The following is a 15,244-nucleotide window of genomic DNA, read 5'->3' as shown; positions in this document are numbered from 1 at the left end:
AGTACAATGACCTGTAGAAGTTGTCAAACGCAATAAATGAGTTGACAGTAATTAATTAAATTAGTAGACTTAGAACTGTTAAAATATTGCCCGTTGGTCAAATTGGTTTAAGACGTCGCCCTCTCAAGGCGGAGTTACGAGTTCGAGCCTCGTACGGGTAATCACAAAAGTCGCCGAACAGGCGGCTTTTTTATTATAATTTGTTAAGAAGGTGAATAACTTGAGCTTTGAAAATGTCCATAACACAATTGAAAGAATGATTGATGAAGAAACCGTACCAGGAGCATCATTTTCATTTATCAATGGAATGAAAGTAAATGGTTTTGTTCAAGGATATAAAAGCATTAAACCCCAAAAGACGAAGCTGTTACCGAACCAGTTATATGATATTGCTTCTTTAACCAAAGTGGTTGGAACTTTACCTGTAATCATGCAGCTGATTGAACAAGAAAAAATTAATTTAAATGATTCTATCACCCAATTTTTACCTGAATGGAAGTTTCCTCAAGTTACCATTCGTCATTTATTAACTCATACCTCTGACATTGAAGGGTACATTCCAAATCGAAATCAAATGAACAAAGGCCAATTAAGAGCTGCATTACTAAATTTACATATTGGTGAACATTTTGGGAAGAAAATGATTTATCAAGATGCCAACTACATCTTTTTAGGATGGATTGCCGGAGTAATTACCGGATTACCAATTCAACCTTTAATTAAAGAAATGGTGTTATTACCACTGGCCTTGAATGATTCCACTTTTCACCCAGAACCACAAAAAACAGTTCCAACAACGTTTGATGAGAAAACTAAAACTAATTTGGTGGGAATAGTTCATGATCCTAAGGCCGAAATATTAGGGTCTAGTTGTGGATCAGCAGGGTTATTCAGTACACAAAGAGATTTAGAAAAATATATCCAATGGATGTTACAACTAACTTTTCCAGGTAAGGTTTATACAAATGAAATGTTTGATGCTATGTACAAAGATCAAACACCAATGAATGATGGAAGTAGGTCATTTGGTTGGCGATTAGACGAATATCATGGTCATCCATTTATTTGGCAAAGTGGTTATACAGGAATGGTTATGGTGATTGTTAGAGAAAAAAGAAGTGGTTTTGTTTTTCTATCTAATCGAGTGCATCCACAGGTTAGTCAAAAATTTATGCAAGAGCGTAATTTAATGATTGATCAATACTTAGAAGAATTATTCAAATAAAAAAGCAATCCTTTATTGGATTGCTTTTTGTATATTGCATATTTATTTAATATTCGTAAATTTTAACCTTGTCCATCATTTTACTAAAATCAACGTCAGGATATTTAATTTTAAGTGCTTCAAACATTAAATCTTTAGCTAAATTACCGTTTCTTGCCAGAATTGGACCATGAAAGTAGGTACCAATTGTATTTTTATATACGACACCTTCAGTATGATCTTTACCATTATTACCATAACCCTTGATTACTTTACCAAGAGGGCGTTCTCCTTCACCTAGGAAAGTCACACCTTGGTGATTTTCAAATCCATGGTATTTAGCACCATTATTAGTATTTTGAATTCTAATATTTCCGATGAAACGATGATCATGTTGTTGTTCCGTGTAATGATTTAAAGCACAAATACCTGGGAGTTTTTGGCCTTGTGCATCAACATAGTATTTACCAATAAGCTGGAAACCACCACAAACCGAAACAAATGGTTTGCCTTGTTCAATAAACTTAATTAGTTCATCTTTTTTGGTTTGAATATCTTTAGCAACGATTGATTGTTCAAAATCTTGACCACCACCAAAAACAATAAAATCGAAGTCATCGGCTTTGAAAGACTCTTCTAAACTAATGATTTTGGAAGTTACTTCAACTCCGATTTGTTTTGCGTAAAATTGGAGGGCCAAAATGTTACCAATATCACCATAAGTATTCATTAAATCACCATATAGATGAGCAACTCTGATATTCATAGTCATTATTTTTGACCTCCTTTAATATATCCTTTTTTGGTTAATATTGCTCTAACTTGCATCATAGCAGTGTAAGTAGCAAGAATATATACTTTCTGGGTCGGCATTTTAGAAATATCAGCAACGACTTTTTCTAGATCTGGTTGAACGATATGCTTATCATCAGGAACACCTGCAACCTTTAATCTAAGGGTGATGTCTTTATATCTAGATCCACCAGTTTCAAACTGTTTAATGTTCATTTGTGGTAATCTCTCAAATTCACCATCCCAAATCCAACTGGTATCAATTCCATCAGCATAGTTGGCGTTTAAAAGTCCCATAAAAGAGAATGGTTCTGTTTCGGTACTTAATAAATCAATTACTTGATTAGTACCAACTGGATTTTTAACCAAAATAATCGTGACATCCTTGTCGCCAACTTTAATATTTTCTTGACGTCCAAAAATTCGTTTATTTGATTCAAAAGCGTGTTTGATTTGTGATTGAGAAATACCCAATTCTCGACCAATTGAATAGGCGGCTAGGGCGTTGTAGATATTATATGTTCCACCAATACTGATTTCATAGTTGTATCCATCAATAATGAAGTCAGACTTCACAGGTGTTCGATTAGTAACTTCAGTAACTTGGTATTTTAATTCTGGACGTTCAAAACCACAGTTTGGACAGAAGTAATCTCCAAGGTTGGCATATACAAGATGTCGATAATGGATAATATGTTGACATCTTGGGCAAAGGATTCCATCTGTATTTGATCCAGCTTTGAAATCTTGTTTGCTATCTGTGTGTTTGAATCCATAAAAAATCCGTTGATTTGGTAAATCAACTGAGTTGAAAATTGGTTCGTCACCATTAGCAATTACCGTTGATTGAGGTGATAAATCAATTCCATCTAATATTTTTTGATAGGTGGTATAGATTTCACCGTAACGATCAAGTTGATCACGGAAAATATTGGTTAAGACAAAGTACTTAGGTTTAACTTGCTCAACAATTAGTTTTACGTTAGCTTCGTCAACTTCAAGTACTGCGATTGGTTTTTGGTTCTTTTTCGGATTCTTTGCTTCTAAGAAGGTAGAAACAATTCCTTGAATCATATTTGAACCAGTTTTATTGGTTAATATTTCAGAATATTTTTCTTTTAAAACTTGTACAATTAGTGCAGTGGTAAGGGTTTTACCGTTAGTTCCACTAACTATAATTACATCATAATTTTTTCCTAGTTCCTTTAAAACGTTGGGATCAATTTTAGTGGTTATTTTTCCAGGAAGGGAACTTCCACCACCCATAAAGTTATGTAGAAACCAGTATGATGATCTACCTGCAATGGTTGCAATGTTACTTTTGAATGTCATTGACACTCACATCCTTACTTTAATATTTTGAAGTGCTAACAATACTATTAATTTTAGCATAAAAGCAAATCCTAAACTAAAATAAGTATTTGATTTACATTATATTAACAATTGCAATTTACGAATGCAGAAATCATGATTTTCAGATATAATTAGTAGGACAAGCATTTATAATAGAAAAGGATGATACAATGGCACAACTTTTCTTTCGGTATGGGGCTATGAATAGTGGTAAATCATTTGAGATAATCAAAGTTGCCCATAACTATGAGGAACAAGGTAAAAACGTTATTTTAATGACTAGTGCATTAGATACACGAGAAAAAAAAGGTACAATTGCATCAAGAATTGGATTGGAACGAGATGCAATATCAATTAATTCAATTGATAATGCTCGTAATCTGATTGAAAGTGAATTAAATAAATACGAAAAAAGAGTTAGTTGTATTTTAATCGATGAAGCGCAATTTTTAGAAAAACATCATATTAAAGAATTAGCTGCGGTAGTTGATGATTTGAAAATTCCAATCATCGCTTTTGGATTAAAAAATGATTTCCAAAATCAACTTTTTGAAGGATCTAAGTACTTACTATTATATGCTGATAAATTAGAAGAAATGAAAACGATATGCTGGTTCTGTGAAAAGAAAGCAACAATGAATTTACGTTTTCATGATGGAAAGCCAGTTTATGAAGGAGAGCAAGTAGTGATGGGTGGAAACGAATCATACTACCCAGTTTGTAGAGAACACTATATGCATCCACAACCAAGAATAAATTAGAAAGAGGTAGATTATGGCTGATAATAAAATGGATCAAATTTTTGATAAATTACAATCAGTTTCAGATCGTTATGAAGAAGTAAACGAACTGATTAGTGACCCGGAAGTGATTGCAGACACAAAGCGGTTTATGAAGTTGTCTAAAGAAGAGGGCGATTTACGGGAAACAGTTGATACTTACAATACTTATAAAGAAGTATCAAGTTCTTTAAGTGATGATCAAGATTTATTAAAAGAAAAACTTGATGACGATATGAATGAAATGGTTAAGGCAGAGATCAGTGATTTAGAAACGCAAAAAGCTGATTTGGAAGAACGTTTGAAAATTCTTTTGATTCCTAAAGACCCTAATGATGATAAAAACATCATTATGGAAATTCATGGTGCTGCTGGTGGAGACGAAGCTAGTTTGTTTGCCGGTGATTTATACAATATGTACGTCAAATATGCAGAAACCCAAGGCTGGGAAGTGCAAATTGTTGATGAAGTTACTACTGAAGTAGGTGGCTTTAAAGAGATTGTACTAATGATTACCGGTAACAAGGTTTATTCTAAACTTAAGTTTGAAAATGGTGCTCATCGAGTTCAACGAGTTCCAGAGACTGAATCTGCTGGACGAATTCATACTTCTACGGCAACCGTTGGAGTGATGCCAGAAGAAGAAGATGTTGATATTGATATCGATCCAAGTGACATTCGAACAGATGTCTACAGATCATCTGGAGCCGGTGGACAACATATTAATAAAACTTCTTCAGCCGTTAGAATGACTCACTTACCTACAGGAATTGTGGTAGCAATGCAAGATGAACGTTCACAACAACAAAACCGTGTTAAAGCAATGAACGTTTTAAAAGCACGTATCTATGATTACTACAAGCAAAAAGAAGAAGATCAATATAATGCACAAAGAAAATCTTCAATTGGTACTGGAGATCGTTCAGAAAGAATTAGAACGTATAACTTCCCACAAAACCGAGTTACTGATCATCGAATTGGTTTAACCCTAAACAAGTTGGACAAAGTCCTTGCAGGTGATTTAGGCGAAATTATTGATGCATTGATTGTTTCTGATCAAGCTGATAAGTTGGAGCGCTTAAATGAAAGCCAAGATTAAACAGAAAGCTACTTTTTTCGAAGCCCTCAATTGGGCTTCTTTGTGTCTTAAGGAGAAAAATATTCCAACTGATGAAGCTCAGTTTTTACTGTTACAACAAATGAATTGGAATTTAACAAATCTGCTGGCTCATTATCGTGATGTGATGGAGTTAGAAGTGCAAAAGTTATTTGTTGCAAACGTTGAAAGACTCTTAGCCGGAGAACCAGCACAGTACATCGTTAAAAAAACTGACTTTTATGGCAACCCAATCATGGTTAATCCGGCAGTTTTAATTCCTCGACCAGAAACGGAAGAATTAGTTGATTGGGTGCTACAAGATCATGAGGAACAAAGCCTTAAGGTCTTAGATTTAGGAACCGGTAGTGGGGCAATTGCAATTGCAATAAAAAAACAACGACCTAATTGGACCGTATTTGCGTCAGATATTTCGCAGGAGGCACTTGCAGTAGCGCAGCAAAATGCTGATTTTAATAAAGTTGATATTAATTTAATTAAAAGTGATTTATTTAAGCAAATTAATGAAAATAATTTTGATGTAATTATTTCTAATCCACCATATATTGCTGAGAATGAAAAAGATTATATGGATGATAACGTTATTGAATATGAGCCTCATGTTGCTTTATTTGCTAAACATGATGGATTGTTTATTTATGAAGAAATTGCAAAAGAAATTCATAATAAATTGAAAAATAACGGAGAATTATATTTGGAAATTGGCTTTAAACAAGGGGATTTAATATCAAATATTTTAAAATCACAAAATCCTGACGCTAAAGTGGTATTACACCAAGATTTAGCGGAAAATGATCGTATGATTAAAATGAATCTTAAAGGAGAGTAAATAATGCAAACAAAAATATTTACACCTGATCAAATTGATCAAGCGGCAGCAAAGATTAATCAAGGGGAGTTGGTTTCATTTCCAACCGAAACCGTATATGGATTAGGCGCTGATGCAACTAATGTTTCAGCGGTTGAAAAGGTCTATGCAGCTAAAGGACGTCCTAGTGATAATCCGTTAATTGTTCATGTTGCGGATGTTGCAACGGTTGAAAAGTATAGCTTACCTCTTGATGAAAAAGTAAAAAAATTAATTAAACAATTTTGGCCTGGCCCTTTAACAATTATTTTAAAGTTAAAAAAAGATGCCTTATCGAAAAAAGTTACTGGTGGACTAGAGACAGCAGCATTTAGAAATCCTGCCAATGATGCCACAATCTCATTGATTAAAGAAGCAGGTGTTCCGTTAGTTGGCCCTTCAGCAAATACCTCTGGAAAACCAAGCCCTACATTGGCTGAACATGTTTATCATGATTTAAACGGTAAAATTGCGGGGATTTTAGATGCTGGTCCAACTAAATTCGGAGTTGAATCGACTGTTATTGATATGTCAACTGATACTCCAGTGATTTTACGACCTGGTGCTGTCACAAAAGAACAACTGGAAGAAGTCATTGGAGAAGTGGAAGAATCCGGTAAAAAAGTGACTAACGATGAAATTCCAAAGGCTCCAGGTATGAAATATACTCACTATTCACCAAATGCCTCGGTGGAAATCGTTGATTCTGATGAAGATTGGGATGATGTAATCAGTTTTTCTCAATCTCAAGACCATCAAGTGGGTATATTAGCAACTGATAAAATTTTAAATAAACAAAATTGGCCGAAAAATTGTGTTACTTTTAGTTTGCAAAACAGTATAAATACTGCCAGTCACTTATTATTTGCTGGGTTACGAAAATTCGATTTAAATCCAGAAATTAAGACAATTTTTGTCCAAGGATTTCCTGATGTTGGATTAGGTGATGCATACATGAATCGCTTGAGTAAATCTGCTGGTCAAAAACACTTTAAAAAAGTATAATTACTGCAAACCAAAAAAAGTGAGGTAGAGCAATGAGTTATGATTATTTAAAGGACGATCCCAAATTGTGGGGTGCAATTGAAGATGAAGGACAACGACAAGAAACGACAATTGAATTAATTGCTTCAGAAAATATTGTTTCTAATGCAGTTCGAGCAGCTCAAGGCTCTGTATTAACTAACAAATATGCTGAAGGATATCCAGGTCATCGGTACTATGGTGGTTGTCAATACATTGACGTTGTTGAGAATTTAGCAATTGATCGTGCCAAAGAACTATTCGGTGCAGAATATGCTAATGTTCAACCATATTCTGGATCACAAGCTAACGAAGCAGCTTATGCAGCATTTTTAAATCCTGGTGATGTTATCTTAGGGATGGATTTAAATGCTGGGGGTCATCTAACCCACGGTGCTAAAGTCAGTTTTTCCGGTAAAATTTATAAGTCATACTCATATGGTCTAAATCATGAAACAGAACTTTTAGATTATGATCAAATTTTAGAAATTGCCAAAGAAGTTCAACCCAAGTTAATTGTGGCTGGTGCTTCGGCATATAGTCGAATTATTGATTGGAATAAATTTAGAGAAATTGCGGATGCTGTTGGTGCTTATCTAATGGTTGATATGGCGCACATTGCTGGACTAGTAGCCACTGGTCTTCATCCAAGCCCAGTAGGAATTGCGGATGTGGTTACAACTACAACGCATAAAACGCTCCGCGGTCCTCGTGGAGGTATGATTCTTTCACAAGAGAAGTATGCCAAGAAAATTAATTCTGCAGTGTTCCCACGTTCTCAAGGTGGACCGTTAGAACATGTTATTGCTGGAAAAGCAGCTTCTTTCTTTGAAGATTTACAACCAGAATTTAAAGAATATGGGAAACAAGTAATCAAAAATGCACAAGCAATGGCTGATGAATTTACGAATTCGGAAACAATCAGAGTTGTTTCTGGCGGAACCGATAACCATTTAATGACAATTGATTTAACTAAAACTGAATTAAATGGAAAAGAAGCTCAAAATTTATTAGATGAAGTTAAAATAACTACTAATAAAGAAGCGCTTCCTAATGAAAAATTAAGTCCGTTTATTACTAGTGGAGTTCGTTTAGGAACTCCAGCAATTACATCTCGTGGTTTTGATGAAAATGATGCGAGAAAAGTTGCAAAATTAATTATTAAAACAATTGAAAATCATAATGATGAAGCAACTCTATCTGCTGTGAAACAAGAAGTTGAAAATTTATGTAAAACTCATCCAATCACTAGGTAGAATCTCTTTTTGTGGTAAAATATAACTAAATAAAAAAGGGAGCGTATTTGGTATGGGCAAATTTCATGTAATGAATCATCCATTGATTCAACACAAATTAAGTATTATTAGAGATAAAAAAACGGCAACTAACGAGTTTCGTGAAGTTGTGAATGAAATTTCAAATTTGATGGCTTTTGAGGTTACTCGTGACATGCCTTTAATGGATGTTGATATTGAAACACCTATGGCTGTTGCACATGCAAAACAATTAGCTGGGAAAAAAGTAGCAGTTGTTCCAATTTTGAGAGCTGGAATTGGAATGGTTGATGGAATTTTACAATTACTTCCAAGTGCCAGAGTTGGACACATTGGAATGTATCGTGATGAAACTACCTTTGAACCACATGAATACTTTTGTAAAATGCCATCAGATATTGAAGAACGTGAAGTTTTAGTTGTAGATCCTATGCTTGCAACCGGTGGTTCTGCAATTATGGCAATTGATGCTCTTAAAAAGCGTGGTGCAAAAAACATTAAATTTGTTTGTTTGGTATCTGCTCCAGAAGGGGTTAAAGCGCTTGAAGAAGCACATCCAGACATTGATATTTATGCTGCATCACTTGATGAAAAACTAGTTGATGGATACATTGTTCCCGGGCTTGGTGATGCCGGAGATCGACTATTTGGAACAAAATAATTTTTAAAAAGCAATGGACATTTGTCCTTGCTTTTTTATTTTTCTGTAATTTAAATTTAATTAAAAAGTAAGGTTAATCTTTGAATTATTTTTGATTGAGTGGTAGAATTCTATTAAATTTTAGAATGTGAATTTCGTGTTTATTTTCTAAAATGAGTGGTAAGTTACATCTTTAATTTCCTTACCGTTCACTATTAATGAAAGGAAAAAGAGGTGATAATTTGTGGAAGAAGCTCGTACTTTTCAATTTTTGGGTTTGACCTTTAACGTTGGAAATATGATCTCAGGTGTCATTGTAGCTTTGATTGTTTTAGGACTGGTTTTTGTTTGTTCAAGAAATCTTCAATTGAAACCAAAAGGTAAACAAAACCTTCTGGAATATATGATTGATTTTACAAACGGAATCGTCAAATCTACATTGCCAAGTGGTTCAACCAAGAACTATGGGCTTTGGGCATTTACACTGTTCTACTTCATTTTGATTTCCAACCTGCTTGGATTATTTGCACATATTGAAGTCGGGGGAATTGTTTATGTTAAGAGTCCAACCGCGGATCCGATTGTTGCTATGTCATTTGCGTTAATGTCGTTACTAATTGCACAATTTTCTAGTGTTAAGAACTTAGGTTATAAAAAGCATTTTTCAACTTATATGCAACCTATTTCATACTTGTTACCAATTAACTTGATGGAAGAGTTAACCAATTTCTTAACCCTGGGTATTCGTGTTTACGGTAATATTTTTGCTGGTGAACTATTGGCAGGCTTAATTGCAAAAATGGCCTTTTCCGGTGGAGTTGGAATGATTTTGGTTTCTGCTCCACTTGAAATGCTTTGGCAAGGATTTTCAATCTTTATTGGTTGTATTCAAGCCTACGTCTTTGTAACTTTATCATGTGTATACATTTCTCATAAAATTGTTATTGAGGAATAAAAAATAGGAGGATTTACTTATGGGAGCTATTGCAGCTGGAATCGCTATGTGTGGTGCCGCTATCGGTGCCGGTGTTGGTGACGGAATTTTAATTTCTAAAATGCTAGAAGGTATGGCACGCCAACCTGAATTATCAAACACTTTAAGAACTAACATGTTCATTGGGGTTGCTTTGATTGAAGTTATGCCTATTTTAGCCTTCGTTATTGCTATGTTGGTTATTAATAAGTAATAACATTTTTTCTTATTTTAGAAAAAGGAGGTGTCAATAGATGTTTACACATTTAATTGTTGGAGCTGAATTTAACATTGGTGATGCACTTTTTTATGCAGTATTGTTTTTAGTTTTAATGTTTATCATTAAGTTGGTTGCATGGAAACCAATTACTAAAATGATGCAAGATCGTGCTGATAAAATTTCAGATGATATTGATAACGCTGAGAAATCACGTAGTCATGCTTCTGATTTGGAAAAACAACGCCAAGATGAACTTGCTCATTCACAAGAAGAAGCTAGTGATATTATTAGTAAAGCTCAACAAAGTGGTGACAAGCGTCGTGATTCAATTATTGAAGAAGCACGTTCAAATGCTCAACTTCTTAAGGAAAATGCCCAAAAGGACATTGAACAACAAAAGAAAGAAGCACTTGCTGATTCAAAAAATGATGTAGCAGATTTATCTATTGAAATTGCTTCCAAAATCATTAAGAAGAGTTTAGATGCTAATGATCAAAAAGCATTGATCAATTCTTATATTGAAGGGTTGGGTAATAATGAGTCTAAGTAAACTTGACGTTGCCAAACGTTATTCAAGAGCATTATATGATTTGCTAGAAAGTGACAATTCAATTGAAACTGGAAAAGCCGATTTAAATGCAATTAAGAATATCTTTACTGAGGAACCTACGCTTGGTATTGCTTTAAGTAGTGTCAGCCTAGATAACAAACAAAAGCTCGAACTACTTAATCCTTTAATTGATGGCATTTCATCTCAATACGTTCAAAATTTAATCAAAATGTTGTTTGATTATGGACGGATTAGTGAATTGGTTGCAGTTATTGATGAATTTAATAATTTATATAATGACAAAAATGGAATTGTCACTGCTGAGGCAATTACGGCAGTTCCATTAGATGAAAATGAAAAAGATAGTTTAACTAAGGCATTTCAAAAAAGAATTGCTGCTAAACAGGTTGAATTATCAACAAAAACAAATCCAGATATCATTGGTGGTGTAATTCTTAGATCATCAGGTGTTGTGTTTGATGGTAGTGTAAAAACTAAGATTGAACAGGTAAAACGTTTATTATTGAAATAATGATATCTATTTATAAAGAGGTGAAACTTTTATGAGCATTAAGGCTGAAGAAATCAGTGCTCTAATTAAAAAACAATTAGAAGGCTACAAAGATGATCTTACTGTAGACGAGACTGGAATTGTTACCTATATTGGTGATGGTGTTGCTCGTGCTTATGGTTTAGATAATGCCTTATCTGGTGAATTGCTCGAATTCGAAAATGGTGTTTACGGAATGGTTCAAAACCTGGAAGCAAACAATGTTGGTATCGTTATCTTAGGTGACTATACCGGAATTCGTGAAGGCGATACTGTTAAACGTACCGGAAGAATCATGGAAGTTCCAGTTGGAGACGCAATGGTTGGACGTGTTGTTAATGCGTTAGGACAACCAATTGATGGTAAAGGTAATATTGATACTGAAACAACAGCACCAATTGAACATAAAGCTCCAGGAATTATGGAACGTAAGTCAGTTGACGAACCACTACAAACAGGAATTAAATCTATTGATGCTTTAGTTCCAATTGGTAGAGGTCAACGTGAATTGATTATCGGTGATCGTAAAACTGGTAAAACTTCAATTGCAATTGATACGATTTTGAATCAAAAAGATCAAGATATGATTTGTATTTACGTTGCGATTGGTCAAAAAGATTCAACTGTTTTACAACAAGTTGACACTTTGACTAAGTTAGGCGCAATGGACTATACAGTTGTTGTTACTGCTGGACCTTCTGAACCAGCTCCACTATTGTATGTATCACCATATGCTGGTGCTGCAATGGGTGAGTATTTCATGAACAAAGGTAAATCAGTATTAATTGTTTATGATGATTTAACAAAACAAGCTAATGCTTATCGTGAATTATCATTAATCTTGAGACGTCCTCCTGGTCGTGAAGCTTATCCTGGTGATATCTTCTATACTCATTCACGTTTACTAGAACGTGCTGCTAAGTTGAGTGATAAATTAGGTGGTGGTTCAATGACTGCCTTACCAATTGTTGAAACTCAAGCAGGTGATGTTTCTGCATATATTCCTACCAATGTAATTTCAATTACTGATGGTCAAATTTTCTTAAATGCAGATATGTTTTATTCAGGTGCACGTCCTGCCATTGATGCCGGAACTTCAGTTTCTCGGGTTGGTGGGGATGCGCAAATTCCTGCAATGAAAAGAGTTGCTGGTACATTAAGACTTGATTTAGCTTCATACCATGAATTGGAATCATTTGCTCAATTTGGTTCTGATCTTGATGATGCAACTAAAGCTAAACTTGATCGTGGTGCAAGAACTGTTGAAGTTCTAAAACAAAAATTACATGCACCAATCCCAGTTGAAAAACAAGTTTTAATTCTTTATTGTTTAACTCATGGTTATCTTGATAAGTTACCTGTTTCAGACGTTTTACGTTTCCAAAATGAAATCTTTAGTAACTTTGATGATTCTCATGCAGATTTATTAAAACAAATTAAAGAGACTGGTAAATTACCAGAACAAGAAGACATGGATAAAGCCATCAATGACTTTGCTAATGTTTTCCAACCATCATCAGCCAATGATGAAGAAAAATAACTTGAAGGGAGGGTCTAACTAATGGTTGAATCAATGAATGAAGTTAAGCATAGAATTGCATCAACTAAGAGTACGCGTCAGATTACTGAGGCGATGGAAATGGTTCAAACTGTAAAGTTGAATCGGATTCAAGGTCAAACTGTTACATATAACAAATATGTTTCAAAGATCAAGTCTGTAATTATGCATCTTGCTCAGTCTCATCTTTTAGATAACCGAAAACCTTCAAGTTCAAAAGCAAGTGATTCTAAGAAAAAAACTGCTTACTTAGTTATTACCTCTGATCGAGGTATGGTTGGTAGTTATAATAGTAATATTATTCGTGGCACCAAACGTTTTATTGAGGAACACTCACCAAACCCTGATGACTATGTTATTTTAGCTGTTGGTGGAAATGGTGCTGATTTCTTTAAGAAAAACGATGCCAATGTTTCTTATGAATATCGGGGTGTATCAGACATTCCAACTTTTAGTGAAGTGAAAAAAATTGTGAAGGCAATTTCACAAATGTATGATGATGGTCTTTTCACTGAATTGTACATTTGTTCAAGTCACTTTGTTAATAGAATTAGATCAGACTTTAAGGCACAAAAATTACTTCCAATGGACCGTGAGTCAATTGAAGAAAGTATGAGTACTGGTGAAGGAATTGGTTCAGAAGTTAAAACTAAAAAGTTAACTGCTGAATATGAAGTTGAACCTTCAGAAGAAGAAGTCTTGAATGATATTTTGCCCCAATATGCTGAGACACTTGCATATGGTGCAATCTTAGATGCTAAAACTGCTGAACATTCTTCAAGTTCAATGGCTATGAAGGCTGCTACAGACAATGCTGGAGATTTAATTTCTAGTTTGGAATTAAAATATAATAGAGCTAGACAAGCCGCTATTACTACCGAGATCACTGAAATTACTGGTGGTCAGGAAGCATTGAATCATTAATGATAGGAGGAATTAACGCATAATGAGTACTGGTAAAGTTGTACAAGTTATTGGACCAGTTGTCGACGTTGAGTTTCCCCTAGATAGTAAATTACCAGAAATCAATGACGCTTTAAAAATTCAAAAGGGTGAAAACGAAGTCTTAGTGACTGAAGTTGCACTTGAATTGGGTGACGGAGTGGTTAGAACTATTTCTATGGACGGAACTGATGGTTTACGTCGAGGAATGGAAGTTGAAAATACAGGTGCTCCAATTGAAGTTCCTGTTGGTAACGATACTCTAGGTCGTGTATTTAACGTTTTAGGTGAAACCATTGATGGTGGAACCGAATTTGGACCAGATGCTGAACGTTGGGGAATTCATCGTCAAGCGCCTAAGTTTGATGAAATTAATCCTTCAGCCGAAGTGTTGGAAACTGGTATCAAAGTTATTGATTTACTTGCCCCTTATATTCGAGGTGGTAAGGTTGGATTATTCGGGGGTGCCGGAGTTGGTAAAACCGTTTTAATTCAAGAACTTATTCATAATATTGCCCAAGGTCACAATGGTATCTCTGTCTTCACAGGGGTTGGTGAAAGAACTCGTGAAGGTAATGATATGTACTACGAAATGAAAGGTTCCGGAGTACTTAATCAAACCGCCATGGTGTATGGACAAATGAACGAGCCACCTGGTGCACGTATGCGTGTTGCACTTACAGGATTGACAATTGCTGAATACTTCCGTGATGAAGCTGGTAAGGATGTGTTGTTATTTATTGATAACATCTTCAGATTTACTCAAGCTGGTACTGAGGTTTCAGCATTGTTAGGTCGTATTCCATCAGCCGTTGGTTACCAACCAACTTTAGCTACTGAAATGGGACAACTTCAAGAACGAATCACATCAACTAAAAAGGGTGCGATTACTTCTATTCAAGCTGTTTATGTTCCAGCCGATGATTATACTGACCCTGCACCTGCAACCACATTCGCTCACTTGGATGCAACTACTAACTTGGAACGTTCATTAACTCAACAAGGAATCTATCCAGCCGTTGATCCATTAGCATCAACATCTTCTGCCTTAGATTCAAGCATTGTAGGTGATGAACATTTCCAAGTTGCTAGTCAAGTACAACATGAACTTCAAAGATATCGTGAATTACAAGATATTATTTCTATTTTAGGTATGGATGAATTGTCTGATGAAGAAAAGACTATTGTTAGTCGTGCTCGTCGAATTCAATTCTTCTTATCACAACCATTCTCAGTTGCCGAAACATTTACTAACGTTCCAGGTAAGTATGTTTCAGTTAAAGAAACTGTTGAAGGTTTTAAAGGAATTTTAGAAGGTAAATACGATGAAATTCCTGAAGACTTCTTTAGAAATTGTGGTCCAATTGAAGATGTTGTTGCTAAATACAATGCATCAAAAGAAGGGGCAAATAATTAAGGGGG

At 34.9% G+C, this 15,244-nt stretch carries 16 protein-coding genes and 1 tRNA gene; 15 read left to right on the top strand and 2 right to left on the bottom strand.

Annotated features, from left to right (window positions below):
* Window positions 1-87: 87 nt before the first annotated feature.
* Both R4B61_RS06480 and R4B61_RS06475 read left to right on the top strand, forming a co-directional pair.
* A tRNA-Glu gene (locus R4B61_RS06480) sits at window positions 88-161 on the top strand.
* A 59-nt stretch (window positions 162-220) separates the two neighbouring features.
* Window positions 221-1,225 carry a serine hydrolase domain-containing protein gene (locus R4B61_RS06475; RefSeq protein WP_413627446.1) on the top strand — a complete coding sequence of 335 codons (1,005 nt, stop codon included), beginning with the start codon at window positions 221-223 and terminating at the stop codon, window positions 1,223-1,225.
* 46 nt (window positions 1,226-1,271) lie between these two features.
* On the opposite strand, the gene R4B61_RS06470 is transcribed toward R4B61_RS06475, so the two are convergent.
* The gene (locus R4B61_RS06470; RefSeq protein WP_413627445.1) at window positions 1,272-1,976 is read right to left on the bottom strand and encodes a type 1 glutamine amidotransferase; all 705 of its coding nucleotides are present in this window, start codon (window positions 1,974-1,976) and stop codon (window positions 1,272-1,274) included.
* Window positions 1,976-3,328 (bottom strand): MurT ligase domain-containing protein, encoded by a 1,353-nt coding sequence (locus R4B61_RS06465; protein WP_413627444.1) that lies wholly within the window; start codon window positions 3,326-3,328, stop codon window positions 1,976-1,978. Before R4B61_RS06465 ends, R4B61_RS06470 begins: the two co-directional genes overlap by 1 nt.
* 191 nt (window positions 3,329-3,519) lie before the next feature.
* On the opposite strand from R4B61_RS06465, the gene R4B61_RS06460 reads away from it, so the two are divergent.
* The 13 genes from R4B61_RS06460 to atpD all read left to right on the top strand — a co-directional run bounded on the left by R4B61_RS06460 (window position 3,520) and on the right by atpD (window position 15,239).
* The gene (locus tag R4B61_RS06460) at window positions 3,520-4,110 is read left to right on the top strand and encodes a thymidine kinase (RefSeq protein WP_413627443.1); all 591 of its coding nucleotides are present in this window, start codon (window positions 3,520-3,522) and stop codon (window positions 4,108-4,110) included.
* A 28-nt stretch (window positions 4,111-4,138) separates the two neighbouring features.
* Window positions 4,139-5,227: a peptide chain release factor 1 gene (gene prfA, locus R4B61_RS06455; protein ID WP_413628308.1), complete on the top strand. Its 1,089-nt coding sequence runs from the start codon at window positions 4,139-4,141 to the stop codon at window positions 5,225-5,227.
* Entirely contained in the window at window positions 5,211-6,074 is an 864-nt protein-coding gene (gene prmC / locus R4B61_RS06450) for a peptide chain release factor N(5)-glutamine methyltransferase (RefSeq protein WP_413627442.1), read from the top strand. Before prfA ends, prmC begins: the two co-directional genes overlap by 17 nt.
* A 3-nt stretch (window positions 6,075-6,077) precedes the next feature.
* Window positions 6,078-7,097 carry an L-threonylcarbamoyladenylate synthase gene (locus R4B61_RS06445; protein ID WP_413627441.1) on the top strand — a complete coding sequence of 340 codons (1,020 nt, stop codon included), beginning with the start codon at window positions 6,078-6,080 and terminating at the stop codon, window positions 7,095-7,097.
* A gap of 32 nt (window positions 7,098-7,129) precedes the next feature.
* Window positions 7,130-8,371 (top strand): serine hydroxymethyltransferase, encoded by a 1,242-nt coding sequence (glyA, locus tag R4B61_RS06440; RefSeq protein ID WP_413627440.1) that lies wholly within the window; start codon window positions 7,130-7,132, stop codon window positions 8,369-8,371.
* A gap of 52 nt (window positions 8,372-8,423) precedes the next feature.
* Entirely contained in the window at window positions 8,424-9,050 is a 627-nt protein-coding gene (gene upp, locus R4B61_RS06435) for a uracil phosphoribosyltransferase (protein WP_413627439.1), read from the top strand.
* Between the two features lie 223 nt (window positions 9,051-9,273).
* Entirely contained in the window at window positions 9,274-9,984 is a 711-nt protein-coding gene (gene atpB, locus R4B61_RS06430) for a F0F1 ATP synthase subunit A (RefSeq protein WP_413627438.1), read from the top strand.
* 19 nt (window positions 9,985-10,003) lie between these two features.
* Window positions 10,004-10,216 (top strand): F0F1 ATP synthase subunit C, encoded by a 213-nt coding sequence (gene atpE / locus R4B61_RS06425; protein ID WP_413627437.1) that lies wholly within the window; start codon window positions 10,004-10,006, stop codon window positions 10,214-10,216.
* A gap of 40 nt (window positions 10,217-10,256) precedes the next feature.
* Window positions 10,257-10,772, top strand: coding sequence for a F0F1 ATP synthase subunit B (gene atpF / locus R4B61_RS06420; protein ID WP_413627436.1), 516 nt, complete (start codon window positions 10,257-10,259; stop codon window positions 10,770-10,772).
* Window positions 10,759-11,304, top strand: coding sequence for an ATP synthase F1 subunit delta (gene atpH, locus R4B61_RS06415; RefSeq protein WP_413627435.1), 546 nt, complete (start codon window positions 10,759-10,761; stop codon window positions 11,302-11,304). The genes atpF and atpH overlap by 14 nt, the downstream gene beginning before the upstream one ends.
* 31 nt (window positions 11,305-11,335) lie before the next feature.
* The gene (atpA, locus tag R4B61_RS06410) at window positions 11,336-12,862 is read left to right on the top strand and encodes a F0F1 ATP synthase subunit alpha (protein WP_413627434.1); all 1,527 of its coding nucleotides are present in this window, start codon (window positions 11,336-11,338) and stop codon (window positions 12,860-12,862) included.
* A 21-nt stretch (window positions 12,863-12,883) separates the two neighbouring features.
* On the top strand, window positions 12,884-13,804 hold the full coding sequence (locus tag R4B61_RS06405; protein ID WP_413627433.1) for a F0F1 ATP synthase subunit gamma: 921 nt from the start codon (window positions 12,884-12,886) through the stop codon (window positions 13,802-13,804).
* A gap of 22 nt (window positions 13,805-13,826) precedes the next feature.
* Complete coding sequence (gene atpD, locus R4B61_RS06400; RefSeq protein ID WP_413627432.1) at window positions 13,827-15,239, top strand: F0F1 ATP synthase subunit beta; 1,413 nt, start codon at window positions 13,827-13,829, stop codon at window positions 15,237-15,239.
* Window positions 15,240-15,244: the final 5 nt, after the last annotated feature.

The sequence above is a fragment of the Fructilactobacillus vespulae genome, from assembly GCF_047324295.1.
Lineage (GTDB): Bacteria > Bacillota > Bacilli > Lactobacillales > Lactobacillaceae > Fructilactobacillus > Fructilactobacillus vespulae.
This window is presented reverse-complemented; position numbering and strand designations above follow the sequence as displayed.